Source organism: Streptomyces sp. NPDC052052 (genome assembly GCF_040680455.1).
Taxonomy (GTDB): domain Bacteria; phylum Actinomycetota; class Actinomycetes; order Streptomycetales; family Streptomycetaceae; genus Streptomyces.
The window spans coordinates 1-17,938 of the sequence record NZ_JBFAWU010000035.1 but is presented as its reverse complement, the minus strand read 5'-3'; the positions used below and the strand labels follow the sequence as shown (position 1 = coordinate 17,938).

The window sequence follows — 17,938 nt, the reverse complement described above, 5'->3', positions numbered from 1 at the left end:
GGTCGGGAGGGGCGGGGCTCAGGAGGGGCGGCGGACGAGTTCGATGCCGAGCAGTTCCAGCCGGACGGCTCCATCGACGTCGATCAGCGCCGCATCGCAGCGTGCCCCCGTGCTGTGAACCTTCCGGCCCCGCAGCACACACCGCACCGTGTCGTCCACCGGGCCGCGCCGGTACACCCTGCACTCCGCGACGGCCATCGGCAGCGTCGCCGCATCGAGTGCCTCCTGCGCCCAGACCAGGGCGAGTTGGAGCGCGCCGTCCAGGGCGGCCGGGTCGAGCGGCCAGTGCGCACCGGACCATTCCAGGACGCGCACGCCCGCAACCATCGCCTCGGCTCCGTGCTCCGCAACACCGCGCAGTGAGCGGACGGAGTGGAAGCGGGGGCCGTGGAAGAGGATCTCCCCGTCGTACAACACGGTGCGGTCCAGCGGCTCGAGGCCGTCCGGGCTGCCCCAGGTGGCCGGATCCGGCTCTTCGGTCCCGGTGTCCAGTACGGCCCGGAAGTGCGCCACCCCGCTCTCCCCGCGCAGTTCCGCCGCCAGCCCCGTCGGCGAACCGGCCGCGCCCCGACTGCCGTGCACGGTGAGCCGGTGGCCTGTGCCGGCCAGTTCGGGCAGGGTGCACTTCTGGTACACCCGCAGGTCGCGCAGGACGAGTGGTCCGGCACCCGGCAGCCAGGCGGTGGCCGCTGCGGCGAACCAGTTCAGGACCATCGCCACGGGCAGCACGGGAACTCCGGTGACCGCGTGGTCGGCCAGATGCGGCAGGTTGTCCGCCCGGACCAGCAGCTCCGCCGGATGGGGATCGCCGGCCGGGGACAGGGCCGCCGGATCGTCCCCGGCGACCAGGACGACGCGGGCCTCACCGGCTGTGCCGTCCAGCTCGGTCGTGAAAGCCGCCGCCCCTTGGTCCAGCGGGATCAGCGGAACTCCGGACCGGCCGAAATGCCCGGCCAGAGCGGGCGTGACCATGCCTCCGCGCCACGGCCCCCAGGCGACACACCGCACCAGGCAGCCGGGGCGGCGGGCCTGCTCCGCCGAAGCGACCTGGGCCAGGATCTCGTTGGCCATGGCGTAGTCGCTCTGCCCCGCGTTGCCGAACACGGCGGCCACCGAGGAGAACAGGCAGATCACGTCCAGCGGATCGTCCGCCGTCGCGGCCAGCAGCGCGCGCAGACCGTCCACCTTGGTGGACATCACCTGCTCGACCTGTGCGTCGGTCTTGTCGACGATCCGCTTGTCGGCCAGGACTCCGGCACCGTGCACGAGGCCGGTGACCGGCCCCCACGCGTCGCGCACGTCGCGCAGTGCGGCGGCGACGGCGTCGCCGTCGCGGACGTCCACCTGGACGTACCGGACGGGGGATCCCGCCGCCTCCAGCGCCGCGAGGGTGGCCCGCACCTCGCGTGCGGCCAGGATCTCCCGGGCCCGCGCCGCGATCCGGGCCGGCGAGGAGTTCTCCGCACCCTCGGACGCACGCTCGGCGAGCAGACGGGTGAGCGCCGTTTCGTCGGCGGCCGACGCGAACTCTGCGGGCTCGGGATCCGGTGCCGTCCTGCCCAGCAGCACGATCCGCGGACGGTGGGTCCTGGCCAGGTCCAGCAGCGCGGCGGCGGTCACCCCGCGGGCCCCTCCGGTGGCCACGATCACCGATTCCGAGGTGATCCGCCGGGTGCTGCCAGGCTTCACCGGCGCGGGTACGTTCCGCAGGGTGGTGCGGGTGCCGTCCGCGCGGAGACCTGCCTCAAGGGTGGCGCCGCCTTCCAGCAGTTCCCGCACGATCGCCTCGGCGACCTCCTCGTCGGTGCGACCGCCCCGCTCGCAGTCGACGGCCTTGACCGACACACCCGGACACTCCTTCGCCACGGTCCTCGTCAGACCGGCGATGCCGCCCAGCCACGCGCGCTCGGGTGCGTGGCCGCCGAGTCCGAAGTCGCCGCCGGTGTCCTGCACGGTCACGAACAGTCCGCCCTGTTCGGCGGCCTGTGCCGCCACCGCGCGCGCCGCGCGGAACACCGATTGGTGTACTTCTCGCGCATGGTCAGGCGTGTAGCCCCCGGTCAGGCCGCCGAGGTGCACGACTGCGCGCGCGTCCTCGGGCACCTCGGCCACGGCAGTGGCGTCCACGCCGTGCTCCGTCAGCTTCCGCGCGACGAGGGCGTTGATCGCGGCGCCGTCCGCGCCCCCGCCCGCCACCACGAGCGGTCCGTCCAGAAGCCCCGCCGTCGCCAGGCCGGACGCCGGTGACTCCACCGCGCGCGGCACCAGCCTCGTCAGCGCCGTCCTTGGTCCGGACCCGGTGCGCATGGCGGGAATCCCTGGGCGGGCGGGAGGCCCGGTCATGGCCGGGGCGTCCGGCGCCGGGGAGTTCGGTGCCGGAACCCCCGGCTGACGGCCGGCCGCGGTGAGCGCCTCGACGATCTCGCGCAGCGTGCGGAGCTTGCTGAGCTGTCCGGTGTCTCCCGTCGCCAGGTCGCCCACCCTCTGGCGGACGGCCGACAGGATCTCGACGCGTTTGATCGAGTCGACTCCCAGATCCGCCTCCAACTCCATGTCCACGGTGAGCATCTCCCTCGGGTAGCCGGTGAGCCGGGCCACCACCGAGAGCAGTAGCTCCTCCAGTTCCGGCGCCGACAGAGGCGCGGCATCGGCGGCCGGTGCCGAGGGGGCCACCGGGGCGGCGGCCGGGGCGACTTCCTGGGTGGTGACCGGTGTGGGCGACGGTGCCGCGCCGGGCCCCGTGGTCACGACGGCGGGCACGGTCCCGGGCACGCCGACCGCTGCCGGGGGCGGTGTCCCGGGTGCCGGGACACGCCGGGGTGCCGAAGGGCGGGGGAGCGGCAGCGGTGCCGGGGGAGCCGGGGCTTCGGGCACGGTGCCGACACCCTGTGCCCCGAGCATCGCGGCCAGGGTGGTCTCCGTCATTCGCAGAAAAGCCATATGACTGTCCGTCAGCATGCGTTGGCAGGCCGCGTGGGCCTCCGCCGTCTGCCGCTGGACGCTCTCCACCGCCGCGTACCACTCCTGGCCGAGTCCGGCCTCTGGCTCGGCGTCGTACGCGGGTACGGGGTCGTAGGCGGGCGCCGCCCCGTGGGCCGACGGCTCCGGAATGCGGGCGGGAGCAGGTGCGTCCGCGGGCATGGGAACCGCCGCGGTGCCGAACGAGGGGACGGGATGCGGGTGGGGCTCCAGCCTGCGTTCCGGCGCGGGCACGGGTGGCTGCGGTTCGCCGGCATCGGTGCGGGGCGGGTAGGACGAACCGTAGTTGGCTCCGCTGATCTGCACGGTCATCCGGGGTTTGTGCTCCTTCACTGAGGTTTCGGGCGAGGCGTACGGCGCCCAGAGGGGATCGAAGTCCAGAGGGATACCGCGTACGGCGAGTTCGCCGAGCGCGGTGTGCAGGGTGCTGACCCCGCACCGGTCCGACCGGTCCAGGGGGACGGCCGTGTGCTCGCGGTCGCCCAGGATCTGTCCGACCAGACCGGTCAGCGCGGTGCCCGCGCCGACCTCGACGAAGGTCCGCACTCCCGCCGCGTACATCGCCTCGATCTGGTCCTGGAAGAGCACAGGCGAGGCCAGATGGTCCGCGATCCGGCGGCGTACTTCGTCGGGCGACGACGGGTACGGTTCCGCGTCCGCGTTGCCGTACACCTCGATCCGGGGCTTCGTGACCGGGACCGTGCGCAGGAACGCGGCGAGCGGCTCACCGGCCGGGGCGACCAGTGGGCTGTGGAACGCGGTCGACGTGGGCAGCCGGTGAGTGCCGACCCCCTCGGCCGCGAACGCCTTCTCGACCCGCGCGACAGCCTCCCTCGCACCCGAAAGCACCACCTGCTGGGGGGAGTTGAGGTTGGCCGGCCAGATGTCGCCGACATCGTCACCGGCCAGCACCGCCGCCACGTGCGCGCGGTCCGACGCCACGGCCAGCATCGCACCCGGTACACCGGCCGCGTCCCGCATCAGCTCACCGCGCCTGCGGGCCAGACCGACCAGTGCGTCCGCGTCCAGGGCACCCGCGCAGTGCAGCGCCACCAGCTCACCGAAACTGTGGCCCGCCACGCAGTCCGGTCGCAGCCCCAGATCCCGCAGCACGGCCAGCAGGGCGAGCGCATGCACCGCGAGCGCCGGCTGCGCCCACTCGGTGGCGGTCAGACGCGCGGCCTGGGCGGCGCGTTCCTCGTCGGTGAAGGCGGGCGGCGGGAAGACCGACCGGTGCAGGGGCTGCCCGTCGAACCGGGTGGCGCCCAGCCGGTCCCACACGGCCTGGGCGGCCGGTGACAGCATCGCGAGGCCGGCCCCCATCCCCGCGTACTGGGACCCCTGCCCCGGGAACAGGAACGCCAGACGGCCGGGCACGGGATTCCCGAAGGCGTACCGGACACCGTTCGGTGTGGAGAACGCGCTGCCGGGCCGTTGCCGGATCAGCACGAGCGCCTGCGTGAACTTCTCCCTCAACTCCTCGGTGTCCGCGGCGACGACGGCCAGCCGCACCGGATCGCTGGGCGAGAACGCGCGCTGGCTCTCCCGGGCGAGCGCGGCGAGCGGGCGGTCGCCGTATGTTTCCGGCAACACCAGGTCGGACGGCGACGCGCCGCTGAACAGGACGAGTTCGCTCGGTGCGGAGCGATGCCGCGGCGGCACCCGGGCCAGGGTGCACGAAGGCACGTACTCCTCCAGCGTGACGTGGAAGTTGCTGCCTCCGAAGCCGAAGCTCGACACCGAGGCCCGGCGCGGATGACCGGCGGACCGCACCCACGGCCGGGCCTCGGTGTTGACGTAGAACGGGCCGTCCGGGGCGGCCGCCGCCGGCGTCGGCCGGTCGACCTTGATGGTCGGCGGCAGCACCTTGTGGTGCAGGGCCATGACCGCCTTGAGCAGCCCGGCCGCGCCCGCCGCGCACTTGGTGTGGCCGATCTGCGACTTGACCGAGCCGATCGCACACCACTGCCCGTCCGTCCGTCCCGACTCCTCGAACACCTTGCGCAGCGCCGTCAGTTCGGCCGTGTCCCCGGCCTTCGTACCGGTCCCGTGGGCCTCCACCAGCTCCACGGTCCGCGGACCGTAACCCGCCTCCTCGTAGGCGCGTCGCAGGGCGCGTGCCTGGCCGTCGGGAAGCGGCGCGTAGATCGCCGTACCCCTGCCGTCGGACGAGGTGCCGATGCCCCGGATCACCGCATGGATCCGGTCGCCGTCACGCTCCGCGTCGGACAGCCGCTTCAGGGCGTACATGACGACCGCTTCGCCGAGCATGGTGCCGTCCGCCGCATCCGAGAACGGGCGGCAGTCGCCGGTGCGGGAGAGTGCGGGCGTCTTGGAGAAGCACAGGAACATGCCGATGTCGTTCCCGGTGTCCACACCGCCGCTGATCACCAGGTCGGTCCGCCCGAGCGTCAGCTCACCGACCGCCGTGGACAGTGCCGCCAGCGAGCTGGCACAGGCGGCGTCGGTGGTGTGGTTGGTGCCGTGCAGGTCGAACCGGTTGGCGATCCGGCCCGCGACGACATTGCCGAGCAGGCCGGGGAAGGTCGCCTCCTGCCACGGGCTGAAGTGCGCCGAGATGCGGTCGCACACGGCCTGCGCCTCTGCCTCGGGGAGACCGCTCTCCCGCAGCGCTTTCAGCCACACCGGGCGATGCGCGCGCCCGTACATGTGCGGGAGCAGTTCCAGGGAGGCCGCGCCGAGGACGACACCGACCCGGTCCCGGTCCATGCCCGACAGGCCGCCGGCGTCGGTCAGCACCTGGTCGGCGACCATCAGGGCCAGTAGTTGGGAGGTGTCCGTCGCCGCCAGGCTGGAGGGCGGCACACCGTACGCCAACGGGTCGAAGTCCACCTCCGGCAGGAAGGCGCCGCGGCGGGCGTATGTCTTGTCGGGTGCGGCCGGGTCGGGATCATAATGGTCCGTCACCAGCCAGCGGGTGGGCGGCACTTCGGTGATCAGGTCCCGGCCGCCGGTCAGGATCCGCCAGTAGCCTGCCGCGTCCGTTGCGCCGGGCACCAGGGCGCCGACACCGACCACGGCGATGGGCACCTGCCCTCGGGTTCCGGCGGACACACTGTCTCCTCGGGGCCGGACGACTGTCGCTGACGCCTCCGGGGCGCCTGCGCCGCTCATGCCAGCCCGCGCGGGGTGTAGGTGAATGCGTCGGACGGCAACGGAACTCCGTAAGTGCGCAGTTGATGGGCGCGGGTGAGGACCGCGGCGCCCTCGAGCAGGTTGAGTGCGATCTGCACCACGGACCGGTTCGCCGGTTCGGCCAGGAACGTGCCCGCCGCCCAGCGGTTGAACGCGCCCGTCGCCGGCCCGCACCAGATCTGGTAGTCGGTCCTTCGGGCGGCCTCGCCGGTGATCGCCCACCGACTGGAACTGCCCAGGTACCAGCGGAAGACCAGCGCCATGCGGTGCTTCGGATCGGCCTCCGCCCGCGTGATCTCCGAGGGGTCGCGGCGCTCCCAGAACGTGCGCGTGCGCAGCCACACCTCGTCGAACGAGGCGCGCAGCACATCCCGTTCGATCGCGGCGCGCACCGCGGGAGGGATCTCCTCCAGCGAACCGTGTGCCCGGTAGGCGGCCTGGAGCCTGCCGGCCCGCTGGGCGAACATCGTCCCCCGGGAAAGCACTTGCAGCGTGACACCCAGCTCGAACATGTCCGCCGCCGGTGCCATGGCCACGTCGGCGACATCCGCCTCGCAGAGCATCGCCTTGGCCTCGTCGGACAGGCCCGCCTCGGTGGCCGTCTGGTTCACCGATCCGGTGACCACGTAGGACGCACCGAGGGCGAAGGCGGCGGCCACGGCGGCCGGCGTGCCCAGGCCGCCGGCCGCGCCGATCCTGGCCGGTGCGCGGTAGCCGAACCGCCGGCACAACGTGTCGCGCAGCAGGGCGATCCTCGGCAACAGGGCCGACAACGGCCGGTTGTCGGTGTGACCTCCGCTGTCGGCCTCCACCGTGATGTCCTCGGCCACCGGCACCAGGGCCGCCAGGCCGGCTTCCTGCGAGGTCAGCCTCCCCCGGGCGACGAGCTGGTCCAGCAGTGCGGCCGGGGCGGGCGAGAGGAACCTCTCGGCCACCTCGGGCCGGGAGACCTTGGCTAGCATCCGCGTACGTCGGACGATGGTGCCGTCGGCGCCGCGGTGCAGTCCCCGGGCCGAGCACAGCACGACGGCCGGGGTGAGCTCCATGAACGCCGACGCCGAGACCCGGGGCACACCGCAGCGCAGCAGCAGCTCGGCGACGCGGAACTCCAGCGCGGGTTCGGCTGGTGAGTGGATGAGGTTCACGCCCCAGTTCGAACGGGACCGCAACTCGTCGGCCAGTCCGTGCACGGCCCGTTCCACATCGGCATAGGCCAGGCCGCCGGCGCCGAAGAACCCGAGCATCTCCGCCCGGGCCATCGCGGTCACCATGCGGGTGGTCGCGATGCCGTTCGCCATCTCGCCCGCCACATAAGGGAAACGGACGTCGTGCGCCTCGCAGAAGGTGCGACCGCCGAGCCACTCGGGGTACATCGGCGGCAGCGTCCCGAGCACCGGGCCGTCGGGCAAGGGGCCGGTGGCGAGCCCGAGTTCGCGGCCGCCAGGCCCGCTGACGATGTGTACGGGTTCCCGGATCCGCCGGGCCCGGACGGCGATCTCCTCGGGGGAGAAGACCGGCGGGGAAGCGGCGGGGGGCAGGGGAGGGGAGAGGACGGACACGGAGGGGCTCCAGCGAGAGGGGAAATGGGTGGGTCAGGCGTACCGGGCGGCGATGGGCGACGGCCCGACGGGCACCCGGTCCCTCCGGACCAGGCCGGACCGCAGGTAGTCGAGGTCCACCCGGTCGGAGGCCGCCGACGAGCCGAACAGGGCGCGGACCCGGGTGTCGTCGAAGCGCCTACGGTGGGTCAGATAGGTCGTCAGACCTGGGTAGAAGTCCATCAGCGTCTCCAGCTCCGACGGGTCGTCCGGCTCCGCGGTGACCAGATCGATCGACAGGTCGACCAGTTGTTCCAGCAGGGACACGATCGTCGGCACGGGCACGTCGCTGTCGTGGACGACGTGGTACGTGTCGACTTCGCCCGAGGGTGTCCGGCCGGCCAGCCGCACCATGACCTCGGCCGCGTGCTCCACCTGCAGCAGGTTCAGCCGGCCGTGCGGATGACCCACCAACCGGACGCGGGGACGGCCGCCCGGGTCGGCGCCCCGGCGCCCGTCGGGTCCGTCGCCGTCGTGGCCCGGGCTTCCGGGGCAGGCGGTACGTCGCGCGTCGCGCAGGATCCGCTCGATGACCTGAAGCGGATGCGAGGGCAGTTCCGGGTGCGGCGGCAGGTCCGTGACGAGGATGCTCGGCCGCAGCACCACGACCGGGCGGCGGTGCTCCTGCGACCACGCATGGATCAGTACCTCCGCCTCGAACTTGGAGCGTTCGTAGGCGTTCTCGAAGCCGTACGTGTCATCCAGCTCGTCCTCGTACGCCACCCCCTCACGCCGGCTCCCGGCGACGAACGCGGTACTCACGTGGTGGACCACGGGTCTCTCGCGTCCGGCGGCGGCCAACTCCAGTACATGCCGGGTTCCTTCGACGTTGGTCCTGCGCAACTCGGGAAGGTCTCCCTCCAGATTGATGCTGCCTGCGCTGTGCCAGATCGCGCCGAGACCGTCGGCCAGCTCCTGGAACACGCGCCCGGACAGCCCGAGCCCGGGTTGTTCCAGCTCGGTCTCCACCACCCGCAGCCGACTGGGGAGTTCGGCGACGAATGCCCCGGGCGCGCCGGTCAGCGCGAAGAACCGGGTGATGCGGTGCAGCGCGTCACCCGACCCCGCGTGAACCAGGACCGTCACCGACCGGTGCGTGTCGAGCAGGCAACGCAGCAGGCGCAGTCCAAGGAATCCGGTGGCGCCGGTGAGGGCGACGTGCATGTCCATGGCTCCAGGGGCTTCGAAAGGGACAGAACCACAACCGTGTGCGAGGGCGGTGAACGCCGGTCCTTGCGGCGGTTGGGGAGGCGAGTGGGAGCCGGCCGTCCCACGGCGCGGCGTGACACCGGCGGTCGTGGCGTGTGCGGCCTGACTCGTCTGCCGACGCGGTGCAACGGACGTCCGCCGGTCCTCCGGCCCCCCTCCGGTGGCTGCTCAGGCCCTTGCTCGGGCTTGATCACCACTGGCGCACGGCACACAGTGGCAGACGGCGGACGGTGAGACCGCCCTCGATCCCACTGGCTCACCCGAATGAAGTACCCACGCCACGGCCCGTGTGGGTCCCGGACGGCTCGTCCGAACCCCCGCCGCGCGCCGGGGCGCGTGGCTGAACGGATGCAACGGAAGCAACGGAAGTAGTGGGGACCGAGCGGGCCGCCCAGAGGACCGACCGTCCCCCTTTCGGGTGATCTCACGGCCGGTGGTCGGGAGGCGGTCCCGGACGGCTCCGCCTGCCCGTCGGCGGGCGGTGCCGGGCGTCGGGCCCGGTGGGGCAGGAGGAGAGCACGTCCTTCGAGGGACTCGGGAGCGTACGACCGTTCACCGCTGCCGGATATAAACCGTACTTATTCAGGCCGAGGCGACGCGTCAGGCGTCGCTGCGGACGTGCACGGGCCGGCGCCCCTTCCGGCCGGTGGTCCGTCCCGGCCGGTCGGGGCGGCCGAGCACCTGGCCCTGCCCTGCCTGCCCGTCCCGCGGTACGAACTGGAGTTCTCCGATGCCCGTGTCCGATCCGTCAGAACGGTCCGTCCCCTTCCCCAGCCAGCGCGCCCACTCCGTCGACCGCGCGTTCCTCAGCATGGAGCGCCGCCACCCTGACGTCCGCTGGGACGCCGGCGGTGTCGCGTACCTGAGCGGTCCGCCCCCGAGCCTGGCGGACCTGCGCGCATACGTGGGCTCACGCCTGGGCCGGCTGCCCCTGCTCACGAGCCGGTTCGAGGGCGGCTCACGGCGCCCCCGGTGGCGGCCGGACGCGGACTTCACCGTCGACCGGCACGTCCACGAGGTGGTCGCAACGGGCCCCGAAGGGTGGGACGCCGCCCTGCACACCGCGCTCGACGCGCCCTTCGCGCCCGGCACCTACTGGGGTATCTGGCTGGTCCAGAGCCATGGGCTCGACGAATACGCCCTCTGCTACCGCTTCCACCACGCCTGCCAGGACGGTGCGGCCGCCGCGATGACCTTCCGGACCATCCTGGGCGAGGGGGAGCCCTCGGCGCGCCCGGTGCCGGGGAAGGGCCGCCCGGCCGGTCTGCCCCGACGGGTGGGCACGGCAGTCGGGCTGACCGCGATGTTCCTGACCGGCGCCCTCGCCGCTCGCGGCCACCGCCCATCCGTCCCCTTCGTCCCCACGGGAGAGCGGCGGCTGTGGCGGGGCCGGGTACCGGCGGACACCCTGCGCCGGATCGCTGCGGCACAGGGTGGATCGGCCCACGACGTCCATCTGACCGCGCTTGCCGGGGCGTTGTCGGCCTGGTCGGCCCGGTCCGGCGTACCACTTCCTCGGGTGACGGCGCTGCTGCCGGTTGACGCACGCCGCCCGGACGAGGAACAGACGTGGGGCAACCGCTGCTTCGCGCTGCCGCTGGAGCTGCCCGTACGGACCGCCCCGGAACACGGGAGCGGAACCCGGGGCGGCGACTCGCCCCTGCGGCGACTGGAGCACGTGATGGCGGCGACCCGGAGACTGCGGGGCGAAGCCTGGCGGCAGGCCATTCAGGACTTGGTCCGCTACATGCCGGACCGCCCGACCGAGTGGTACTTGCGAAGGATGCTCTCCCCGCGCGTCACCGACGTCATGGCCACGTCCATGCCGGTCGCCGACAAGGGAAGTCTGGGGGACAGCCGGGTCACGGGTGTCGCCCTGCTCCCCCTGCTCCTGCCCGGGCACCTCTTCGGAGTGGGCCTGTCGTTCTTCGGCGAGTGGGCTGAGTCGTCCTTCGTGGCTGACCGCGCCCTACCGCTCGGGGAGCTGCTTCCGGAAGTGTGGGAGCAGGCCGTGGGCGAACTGGAGGGCATCTCTGCGTCGGTGTGAACGCCGAGGCGCCAGAGGGCCGTACCGATCGCACGACCCCCGGACCGAGTCACCTGTGTCGGACCTCCGCTTCGAGTTCTTCCAGGGCCGTCAGCCACAGCCCCGGGAGGTCCGCGCCACGAGGCCCCAGACCCTTCTCGACACGGTGGGTCAGCGTCGGAAGGTCCGCGAGACGGGCCCGTACGTGCCGACGCAGAGCGTCCGGTGAGGGCGGCTCCCCACGGAAGCGCACCGCCCACCCCACCGCCAACCGGTGCGTGCCGGACATCCGTTGGAACACCTGGCTGAGTGGATCACAAGGCGTCGGCTGCCGGGGCGGGACCGGCCACGGCGGGTTGGGCCGGGACGGCTCCGCGTGCGCGACGCCTGCCTGCTCGGCGTTCCCGGCGGAGGGCTCTTCGATAGGTGCGGTGGTCAATTTCGATTCCGTGGCGATAGGTGGACACGTACGTCGTGCGATGGCGGCGCCACTCGCGGGTGATCGCTCGGGTCATGTCCGTCGGCGACGGCAGCGCGACCGCGCCCTCGATCAGCTCGGCGATCCACTCCGCCTGTGGTTCGAGCAGCGGGAACGCCGCACCGGCGGGCTGTGCGAGCCCCATGAAGTAGAGCCCGGGGACGTGGGGCGGGACCGTCCGCAGGTAGAGATCCGTGCGGCCGTCCGGGGCGGCGAACACGGCGGGTTCCAGAAAGGGGAAGGAGATCCGGTAGCCCGTGGCGTACACCACGGCGTCCACCGGTTCACGGCTGTCGTCACTGAAGACCGCTGTGTCCCGGCCGAAGGAACGGACGCCGGGCTTCGGTGTGACCGCGCCCCGGGCCAGCTGGACGAGGAGTTCGTCGGAGGTGGAGGGGTGGCCGGCGAGCGGTCCGCGGACCGGTTCGGGGAGCCCGTAACGAGCCGCGGCACCGCGGGTGAGCCGCAGCAGAAGCCGCAGGGCCGGATCCTTGAGGAACCGCGGGAGATCGGACAGCGGGCTCACCACCAGATGGTCCGCCGGACGGCCGAGCAGCATCTTGGGGAACAGAGGGGCCGCGTCGCGCGCGGAGAGGAAGGTCCGCGCCGCCGTACGCGAGATCTCCGCCGCGATCTCGCACGCGGAGTTGCCCATGCCGATCACCAGCACCCGCCGGCCGGCGTACGGGTCAGGGCTGCGGTAGTCGTGCGAGTGGATCGCGGTCCCCCCGAATTCCTCGGCGCCGGGTACTGCGGGGGCAGGGAGGCGCGGATCCCAGTGGTGCCCGTTGGCGACCACCACCTCGGTGTAGCGCCGCGTCTCCTCGGCCACGCCGCCCCGGCGTCGGCAGACCACCTCCCAGCCACCGTCGTCCAGGGGCCGCACCGAGGTGACCCTCGTGCCGAACACCATGTGGCGGTGCAGGCCGAAGGACGCGGCGTAGTCCTCCAGATAGGCCAGGACCATGCTGTGGTGCGGGAAGACCGGGTAGGTCTCCGGCATGGCCATGGAGGAGAAGGACATGCTCTCCTTCGAGACGTTCGCGTGCAGGGACGCGTACACCCCGGACATGCCGTTGTCGTTGCCGTACCGCCAGAGTCCGCCGATCCCCGACCCGGCCTCGAAGCAGTCGAACGGAACGTTCCGCGAGGCAAGGACCTTGCTCGCGGCCAGACCGGACGGGCCGGCACCGATCACACATGTTCTCCGCATGACTGACCGACCTTCCTCGCGCGTGCGTGACATCTGCGGCATCCATGGGGACGGGACCGCCGGAGAAGAGCGGCGACGCCACTGGGACGGGCGGAACCGGTACCTGGCCCGCGGACCGGGGCGGAACCCGGCGGTCCTGCCGACCCGTCGACCCCCCAAGTCCTGGTCACGCTAGCTGCCCCGGTCGCCCCGAGACCTGTTTCCTCCGGCAAAGCTGCCACACGTGTGACGCGGTGTGCGCCGGATTGACGCGTGGAACGGGACTTCCTGCCGTTTCCCTCGTGCTGACAGCTCGTTGGGCACCGGCGGGCCGGTTCTGCCGCCCATCGGAAGACGCGCACCGCTTCCGTGGCCATCCGGAAGACATGACACGACGGAGCAGCGCGATGGACGTCGCAGACGTGCACCACTCCTACCGGCAGCACGCCGTTCTACGGGGCGTCGACCTCAGGCTGCGGCCCGGGGTCCTCGCCGGGATCGTCGGGGAGAACGGCGCCGGAAAGACGACGCTGCTGAGGATCCTCGCCGGTGAACTCCGGCCGGACCGGGGCTCGGTGCACCACAGCGGCAGGTTCGGCTACTGCCCGCAGACCGTGGTCCTGGACGACTCCTTCACCGTCCGCCAGCACCTGGACTTCTTCCGGCACGCCTTCGGACTGGCGGACCTGCGGCGGGCCGAGGAAGTGATGGAGACCCTGGACTTCACCGAGTACCTCGACCAGCGCGCGGGTCTGCTCAGCGGCGGCTCACGGCAGAAGCTGAACCTGACCCTCGCGCTCATGCACGACCCGGACGTGCTGCTGCTCGACGAGCCGTACCAGGGCTTCGACTGGGAGACCTACCTGCGCTTCTGGGAGCTTGCGACAGAGCTGCGCGACGCCGGACGCTCGGTGCTGGTCGTCTCGCACCTGGCGTACGACGTCGACCGGCTGGACCAGCTGTGGCGCCTGGCGGACGGGTCCCTGCACCGCCAGGACCGGTGCTCGGAGGCGACGGGATGAGGCGGCACTGGTCCCTGTTCACCACGGCCTCCCGGTACGCGCTGATCGGTCACGCCCGCAACCGGTTCGCGATGCTGCTGGTGGTGGTGTACATCCCTCTGTGGATCGCCCTGGCCTATCTGACCATTCCCGACCGGCCGGCGCCGTTCCGGCTGCGGGCCACGGGCGAGGTCCTGACCCCGCCCGGCAATCACCTGACCCAGATCACCGGCGCGCTGAACGCGGTCACCCTGATCGCCGGGTTCATGATGTTCGCCGCCACCTTCACGGGCGGCGCCTTCGACCGACGCCTGGCCATGGCCGGGTATCCGCGTCACCACCTGGTCCTCGCCAAGCTCGCCGCGCTCACCCTGGTCTGCGCCGCCGTCGCGGCATACGCCACGGCCGCCGCCGGCTTCGCCTGGTCCCCGCGACAGCCCCTGATGCTCGCTGTGGCGCTGTTCTGCGCCGCCCTGACCTATGGCGCGCTCGGAGTGGTCTTCGGCTCGGTGCTCCGACGCGAGGTGGAGGGCATGTTCGCCATCCTGATGATCAGCATCATCGACGTCGCCCTGCAGAACCCCCTGTCGAGCTCCGGTTCGGACAGCGCCGTCGTGCGCTTCCTGCCGTCGTACGGAGCCGTGCAGGCCAGCATGTCCGCGGCCTTCGCCACCGCGCCGGTGGGCCAGGGCCTCGCGATCCAGTTGCTCTGGTTCCTGGGGGCGGCGCTGGCTGCGCTCATGGTCTTCCGCCGGCGTACCCGCGACGCACTCCCACCGGAACGGAAGCGACGCACACAGGACCACTCGGACCCGGTGTGAACACGGTCGCGCCCGCGCACACACCGGGCCCGGTGCGGTGACACAGCGCGTCCGTCCCGCCTGACCGGCGGGCCACCGGCCGTCCGGCCTGACAGCGGCCGTGACCTGCGGGAGCCGGAGATCGTTCTGAGACCGGGCGCTGATACGTCGCCCGACCACCACATTCTTCACGTAAGGAGCACCATCCCCATGACCCTTTCGCGCACCGTCCGGAGCACGGTCCTCACCGTGGCTCTCCTGTCCGCCTCCACTCTGGCCGTCCCCGTCTCCGCGCAGGCGGCCCCGTTGCCGCCCGCGTGCCAGGAAGCGCTGCTCACCACCCTCGACAAGTTCCCCGTCACGGACTTCACGGTCCCCGACAAGGTTCAGAGCGCCCTGCTGAGCGAGGTCGGAAACCTGAGCGAGGCCGACCAGCAGGCCTTCACCGAGAAGGCGTGCGCGGCCTGGAACACCTGGGCCACCAAGAACGGCCAGGCGGTGGCCACGGCGCTGGACACGCGCTACCGGAACGCCGCCGGACCCGCATGCAACAAGTTCACCACCGCCGCCATCGGGACGATCAAGAAGTACTCCCCGAACATCCCTGACGCGACAAGGGAGTTGGAGAAGGTGGCCAAGAAGGTCTGGCAGAACGCCATGCAGAAGCTCGCCGACGAGGCCACCAACGCCGACTGCCGCAAGGCCTACAACGGGGTGAAGGCCGGCTGGTAGTCAGCCCCGTCGGATGACGTCCCGGTCCGCCGTCTGACGCTTCATTCTGTCGCCGGGGCGTTTCCGCCCCTTGTCCGGCTCGGCGGTCTCGGCCGGCCACAGTGACTCCGTAGCTGCGCGCAAGGGCCTCGCGGCCGTGGTCACAGCCGGGCTCGCTGCGCCGGAAACGGCGGGCACAAGAAAGCCGTCGAGGGGCGGGGCGCCTGCGATTGGCGCGGCAGGACGACTAATCGTCCGAGTGCCGTACGTGCCGCTGGTGGAATTCGGCAGCCGGGGGAAGAGTACCTGCCGTGTCCGCGCCGTCATACTCAATGTATGCCGAAGAATGTAGCTTGCTGCCTGGCCCCGACCGGGGGTCCAGGTGTGAGGAGCTGGAAATGCTCAAGGGATTCAAGAATTTCCTGATGCGCGGCGATGTCATCGTCGTAGCTGTAGGCCTCATTGTTGCATTGGCCTTCAGTACCCTGATCAAGGCGTTCACCGACTTTGTGATCAATCCCATCATTGCGCGTGCTCAGGGCGGCCGTTCAGTCGGACTGGGTTGGCAACTCGGGCAAGCGGGCAACAAAGCAACCTATCTTGATATCGGTTCCTTCATCTCGGCAGTCATCTACTTCATCATCTTCATGGCCGTCGTCTACTTCCTCATCGTCGTACCGTACAAGCATTATTCGGCGCGGCACGGTTCAGCGGTCTTCGAAGAGCCGGGGCCTGTCAAGGCGTGCCCGGCCTGCCTGTCCGAGGATCTGCCGGTCGCCGCATCGAAATGCCGGTACTGCGGCACCGATCAGCCGCCGACGACGACTGGAACGCCACGCCCTTGACGGGGCGGGGAGACCGTGATCTTTTCGGGAGGTCGCGTGACCGGCTCGGGAAATGACTGACTTTCCGTCAACCTTTATGTGGTGCATGGAGCGTCCCCCGACGTGGGAACGGGACAGCAAGCTCGACCAGGCAGGTACGTGATGAGTGACGAAGCGACACCGGTTCCGCGGATCGTGGTGGGGGTCGACGGTTCCGAATCGTCGAGGGAAGCCCTGCGGTGGGCGGTCGACCAGGCGAAGTTGATGGGTGCGGTGGTCGACGCGATCATTGCCTGGGAATTCCCGACCGCCTGGTATGGCTTGGCCCCGCCCACGGACAAGGATCCGGCTGACTACCGGAAGCAGGCACTCGACATCCTGCACCAGACGGTCGACGAGGCCCTCGGGCCGGGCCCGGGCCGGCCGGTCGAGCTGGGCCTCGTCGCGGCTCATGGCCACCCGGCTGCCGTCCTGCTCGATGCCGCCGCGGGAGCACGACTGCTGGTCGTAGGAAATCGGGGGCACGGTGGATTCAACGAGGCACTGCTGGGGTCGGTCGGCCAGCACTGCGTGCAGCATGCCCCGTGCCCCGTCGTCGTGGTGCGCGGCCCCGGTCAGGGAACCTGAACACGCGTCGGCAGCGTGTGGCCGAATGTCCGGCCCCCGTCGAGCTCCGTGGCGTCCTCGGTGCGGCAGGCTCAGCGCGCTGAGCGGGATGGCCTGTCGGTCACGAGGGGCGGGAGTTCGTGTGCGAAGGGCGGCACGGCGCCCGCACGTGCGCAGGTGGCGGCGGCGGCGCGGGCGGCGAAGCCGAGTACCTGCTGCCAGGCGTCCTCGGACAGCCCGGCCAGGGCGTCGGCGGACAGCAGGTCCAGTTCGGACAGTGCGTGCAGGAGCGCCGCGTTGACGGTGTCGCCGGCCCCGATGGTGTCGACGACCTGGACGGACTCGCCGGGTACCGAGTACGCGCCGCTGTCCGTGTAAGCCGTCAGGCCGGCCCCGCCCCGGGTCACCACGACCGCGGTGGGGCCGGCGGACAGCCAGCCCGGGATGTCGTTACCGAGCCATTGCGCGTCCTCCTCACTGAGCTTGAGGAGCGAGACGGACGACAGCAAGCGGCTGAAGCGGGCCCGGTAGGCGTCCGGGTCCGGAATGAGGCCGGGCCGGATGTTGGGGTCCAGGGCGATGAAGCGCCCGTGCCTCGCCTCGCGGCGCATCAGTTCCTCGTACCGGCTCGCCCCCGGTTCGAGCACCAGGGAGCAGGTGCCGAACGACACTGCCCGGGTGTCGGCAGGCAGTGCGCCCGGCAGGGAGAAGAGGCGGTCGGCGGTGCCCTGGCAGTAGAAGCTGTACGTGGCGGAGCCGTCCGCGTCGATGGTGGCGACGGCCAAGGTAGTGGGCTCCGGCCCCCGCTGCACCAGGTCCACGGCCACGCCCTCCTCGCGCAGACGGTCGGTCAGCGACGTGCCGAAGGCGTCGGTCGAGATCCGCGAGCAGAAGGCGACAGGAGAGCCGAGGCGGGCAAGCGCGAGGCCCGTGTTGAACGGCCCGCCGCCGTGGACGGGCGACAACGGCGCCAAGGGGTTTCCGAGCGCTTCCGGCACCAGGTCGATCAGTGCCTCACCGGCGACGACGATCACTGAAGGGGTTCCTTTCACAGGGTGGCACAACGACGGAGCCGTCCGGGGCGCGGCGGCTGCGGAGGAGATCGGGGCTCATTCTCGGTGGCCCTGTTCGGGGGAGCGAGCCATGAACCGGCTGTTCTCCCCGGACGGGGCCCGGTGGGCGTCCGGGGCCGGGCGTGAGCCGCGCCGCCGAGGCTGACCAGGGCGCCGGTGCCGGATCCGGACCTGGGCTCCTCCAGGCGGAGGAGCCGGCGTGGTCGCTGCCCTGCGTGCTCCCGGTATCGCGTCCGTTGCCGTGCTGCTCGTGGTGCCGTCCCCGCTCTGTCCGGTTTCCGTCAG

11 protein-coding genes are annotated in these 17,938 nt (G+C 71.6%); 6 read left to right on the top strand and 5 right to left on the bottom strand.

Features of this window, described 5'->3' with window-relative positions; all coding sequences use genetic code 11:
* Window positions 1-18: 18 nt before the first annotated feature.
* From AB0L71_RS30535 to AB0L71_RS30525, 3 genes are read right to left on the bottom strand one after another with little or no spacing between them, the layout of a single operon-like run.
* On the bottom strand, window positions 19-6,114 hold the full coding sequence (locus AB0L71_RS30535) for an SDR family NAD(P)-dependent oxidoreductase (RefSeq protein WP_365249207.1): 6,096 nt from the start codon (window positions 6,112-6,114) through the stop codon (window positions 19-21).
* The gene (locus tag AB0L71_RS30530) at window positions 6,111-7,694 is read right to left on the bottom strand and encodes a PfaD family polyunsaturated fatty acid/polyketide biosynthesis protein (RefSeq protein WP_365249204.1); all 1,584 of its coding nucleotides are present in this window, start codon (window positions 7,692-7,694) and stop codon (window positions 6,111-6,113) included. The genes AB0L71_RS30535 and AB0L71_RS30530 overlap by 4 nt, the downstream gene beginning before the upstream one ends.
* Window positions 7,695-7,727: 33 nt before the next feature.
* Window positions 7,728-8,897 (bottom strand): NAD-dependent epimerase/dehydratase family protein, encoded by a 1,170-nt coding sequence (locus AB0L71_RS30525; RefSeq protein WP_365249279.1) that lies wholly within the window; start codon window positions 8,895-8,897, stop codon window positions 7,728-7,730.
* A gap of 775 nt (window positions 8,898-9,672) precedes the next feature.
* Between AB0L71_RS30525 and AB0L71_RS30520 the strand changes: the two genes are divergently transcribed.
* Entirely contained in the window at window positions 9,673-10,989 is a 1,317-nt protein-coding gene (locus tag AB0L71_RS30520) for a wax ester/triacylglycerol synthase domain-containing protein (RefSeq protein ID WP_365249201.1), read from the top strand.
* Between the two features lie 293 nt (window positions 10,990-11,282).
* Here AB0L71_RS30520 and AB0L71_RS30515 read toward each other — a convergent pair whose 3' ends face one another.
* Window positions 11,283-12,659, bottom strand: a complete 1,377-nt coding sequence (locus tag AB0L71_RS30515; RefSeq protein ID WP_365249198.1) for an NAD(P)-binding domain-containing protein — start codon at window positions 12,657-12,659, stop codon at window positions 11,283-11,285.
* 386 nt (window positions 12,660-13,045) lie between these two features.
* Between AB0L71_RS30515 and AB0L71_RS30510 the strand changes: the two genes are divergently transcribed.
* From AB0L71_RS30510 to AB0L71_RS30490, 5 genes are all read left to right on the top strand, one after another.
* The gene (locus AB0L71_RS30510) at window positions 13,046-13,660 is read left to right on the top strand and encodes an ABC transporter ATP-binding protein (RefSeq protein WP_365249195.1); all 615 of its coding nucleotides are present in this window, start codon (window positions 13,046-13,048) and stop codon (window positions 13,658-13,660) included.
* The gene (locus tag AB0L71_RS30505) at window positions 13,657-14,460 is read left to right on the top strand and encodes an ABC transporter permease (RefSeq protein ID WP_365249192.1); all 804 of its coding nucleotides are present in this window, start codon (window positions 13,657-13,659) and stop codon (window positions 14,458-14,460) included. Before AB0L71_RS30510 ends, AB0L71_RS30505 begins: the two co-directional genes overlap by 4 nt.
* Window positions 14,461-14,649: 189 nt before the next feature.
* Window positions 14,650-15,171, top strand: a complete 522-nt coding sequence (locus tag AB0L71_RS30500) for a hypothetical protein (protein ID WP_365249189.1) — start codon at window positions 14,650-14,652, stop codon at window positions 15,169-15,171.
* 377 nt (window positions 15,172-15,548) lie between these two features.
* Window positions 15,549-15,995, top strand: coding sequence for an MscL family protein (locus tag AB0L71_RS30495; RefSeq protein ID WP_365249186.1), 447 nt, complete (start codon window positions 15,549-15,551; stop codon window positions 15,993-15,995).
* 141 nt (window positions 15,996-16,136) lie between these two features.
* On the top strand, window positions 16,137-16,601 hold the full coding sequence (locus AB0L71_RS30490) for a universal stress protein (protein ID WP_365249183.1): 465 nt from the start codon (window positions 16,137-16,139) through the stop codon (window positions 16,599-16,601).
* 71 nt (window positions 16,602-16,672) lie between these two features.
* On the opposite strand, the gene AB0L71_RS30485 is transcribed toward AB0L71_RS30490, so the two are convergent.
* Complete coding sequence (locus AB0L71_RS30485) at window positions 16,673-17,614, bottom strand: carbohydrate kinase (RefSeq protein WP_365249180.1); 942 nt, start codon at window positions 17,612-17,614, stop codon at window positions 16,673-16,675.
* Between the last annotated feature and the right edge of the window lie 324 nt (window positions 17,615-17,938).

Excerpts from the sequence above, each read along its gene's own strand:
- AB0L71_RS30535 (WP_365249207.1), bottom strand. The coding sequence starts at position 6,114 with ATGAGCGGCGCAGGCGCCCCGGAGGCGTCAGCGACAGTCGTCCGGCCC.
- AB0L71_RS30525 (WP_365249279.1), bottom strand. The coding sequence starts at position 8,897 with ATGCACGTCGCCCTCACCGGCGCCACCGGATTCCTTGGACTGCGCCTG.
- AB0L71_RS30520 (WP_365249201.1), top strand. The coding sequence starts at position 9,673 with ATGCCCGTGTCCGATCCGTCAGAACGGTCCGTCCCCTTCCCCAGCCAG.
- AB0L71_RS30515 (WP_365249198.1), bottom strand. The coding sequence starts at position 12,659 with ATGCGGAGAACATGTGTGATCGGTGCCGGCCCGTCCGGTCTGGCCGCG.
- AB0L71_RS30510 (WP_365249195.1), top strand. The coding sequence starts at position 13,046 with ATGGACGTCGCAGACGTGCACCACTCCTACCGGCAGCACGCCGTTCTA.
- AB0L71_RS30505 (WP_365249192.1), top strand. The coding sequence starts at position 13,657 with ATGAGGCGGCACTGGTCCCTGTTCACCACGGCCTCCCGGTACGCGCTG.
- AB0L71_RS30500 (WP_365249189.1), top strand. The coding sequence starts at position 14,650 with ATGACCCTTTCGCGCACCGTCCGGAGCACGGTCCTCACCGTGGCTCTC.
- AB0L71_RS30495 (WP_365249186.1), top strand. The coding sequence starts at position 15,549 with ATGCTCAAGGGATTCAAGAATTTCCTGATGCGCGGCGATGTCATCGTC.
- AB0L71_RS30490 (WP_365249183.1), top strand. The coding sequence starts at position 16,137 with ATGAGTGACGAAGCGACACCGGTTCCGCGGATCGTGGTGGGGGTCGAC.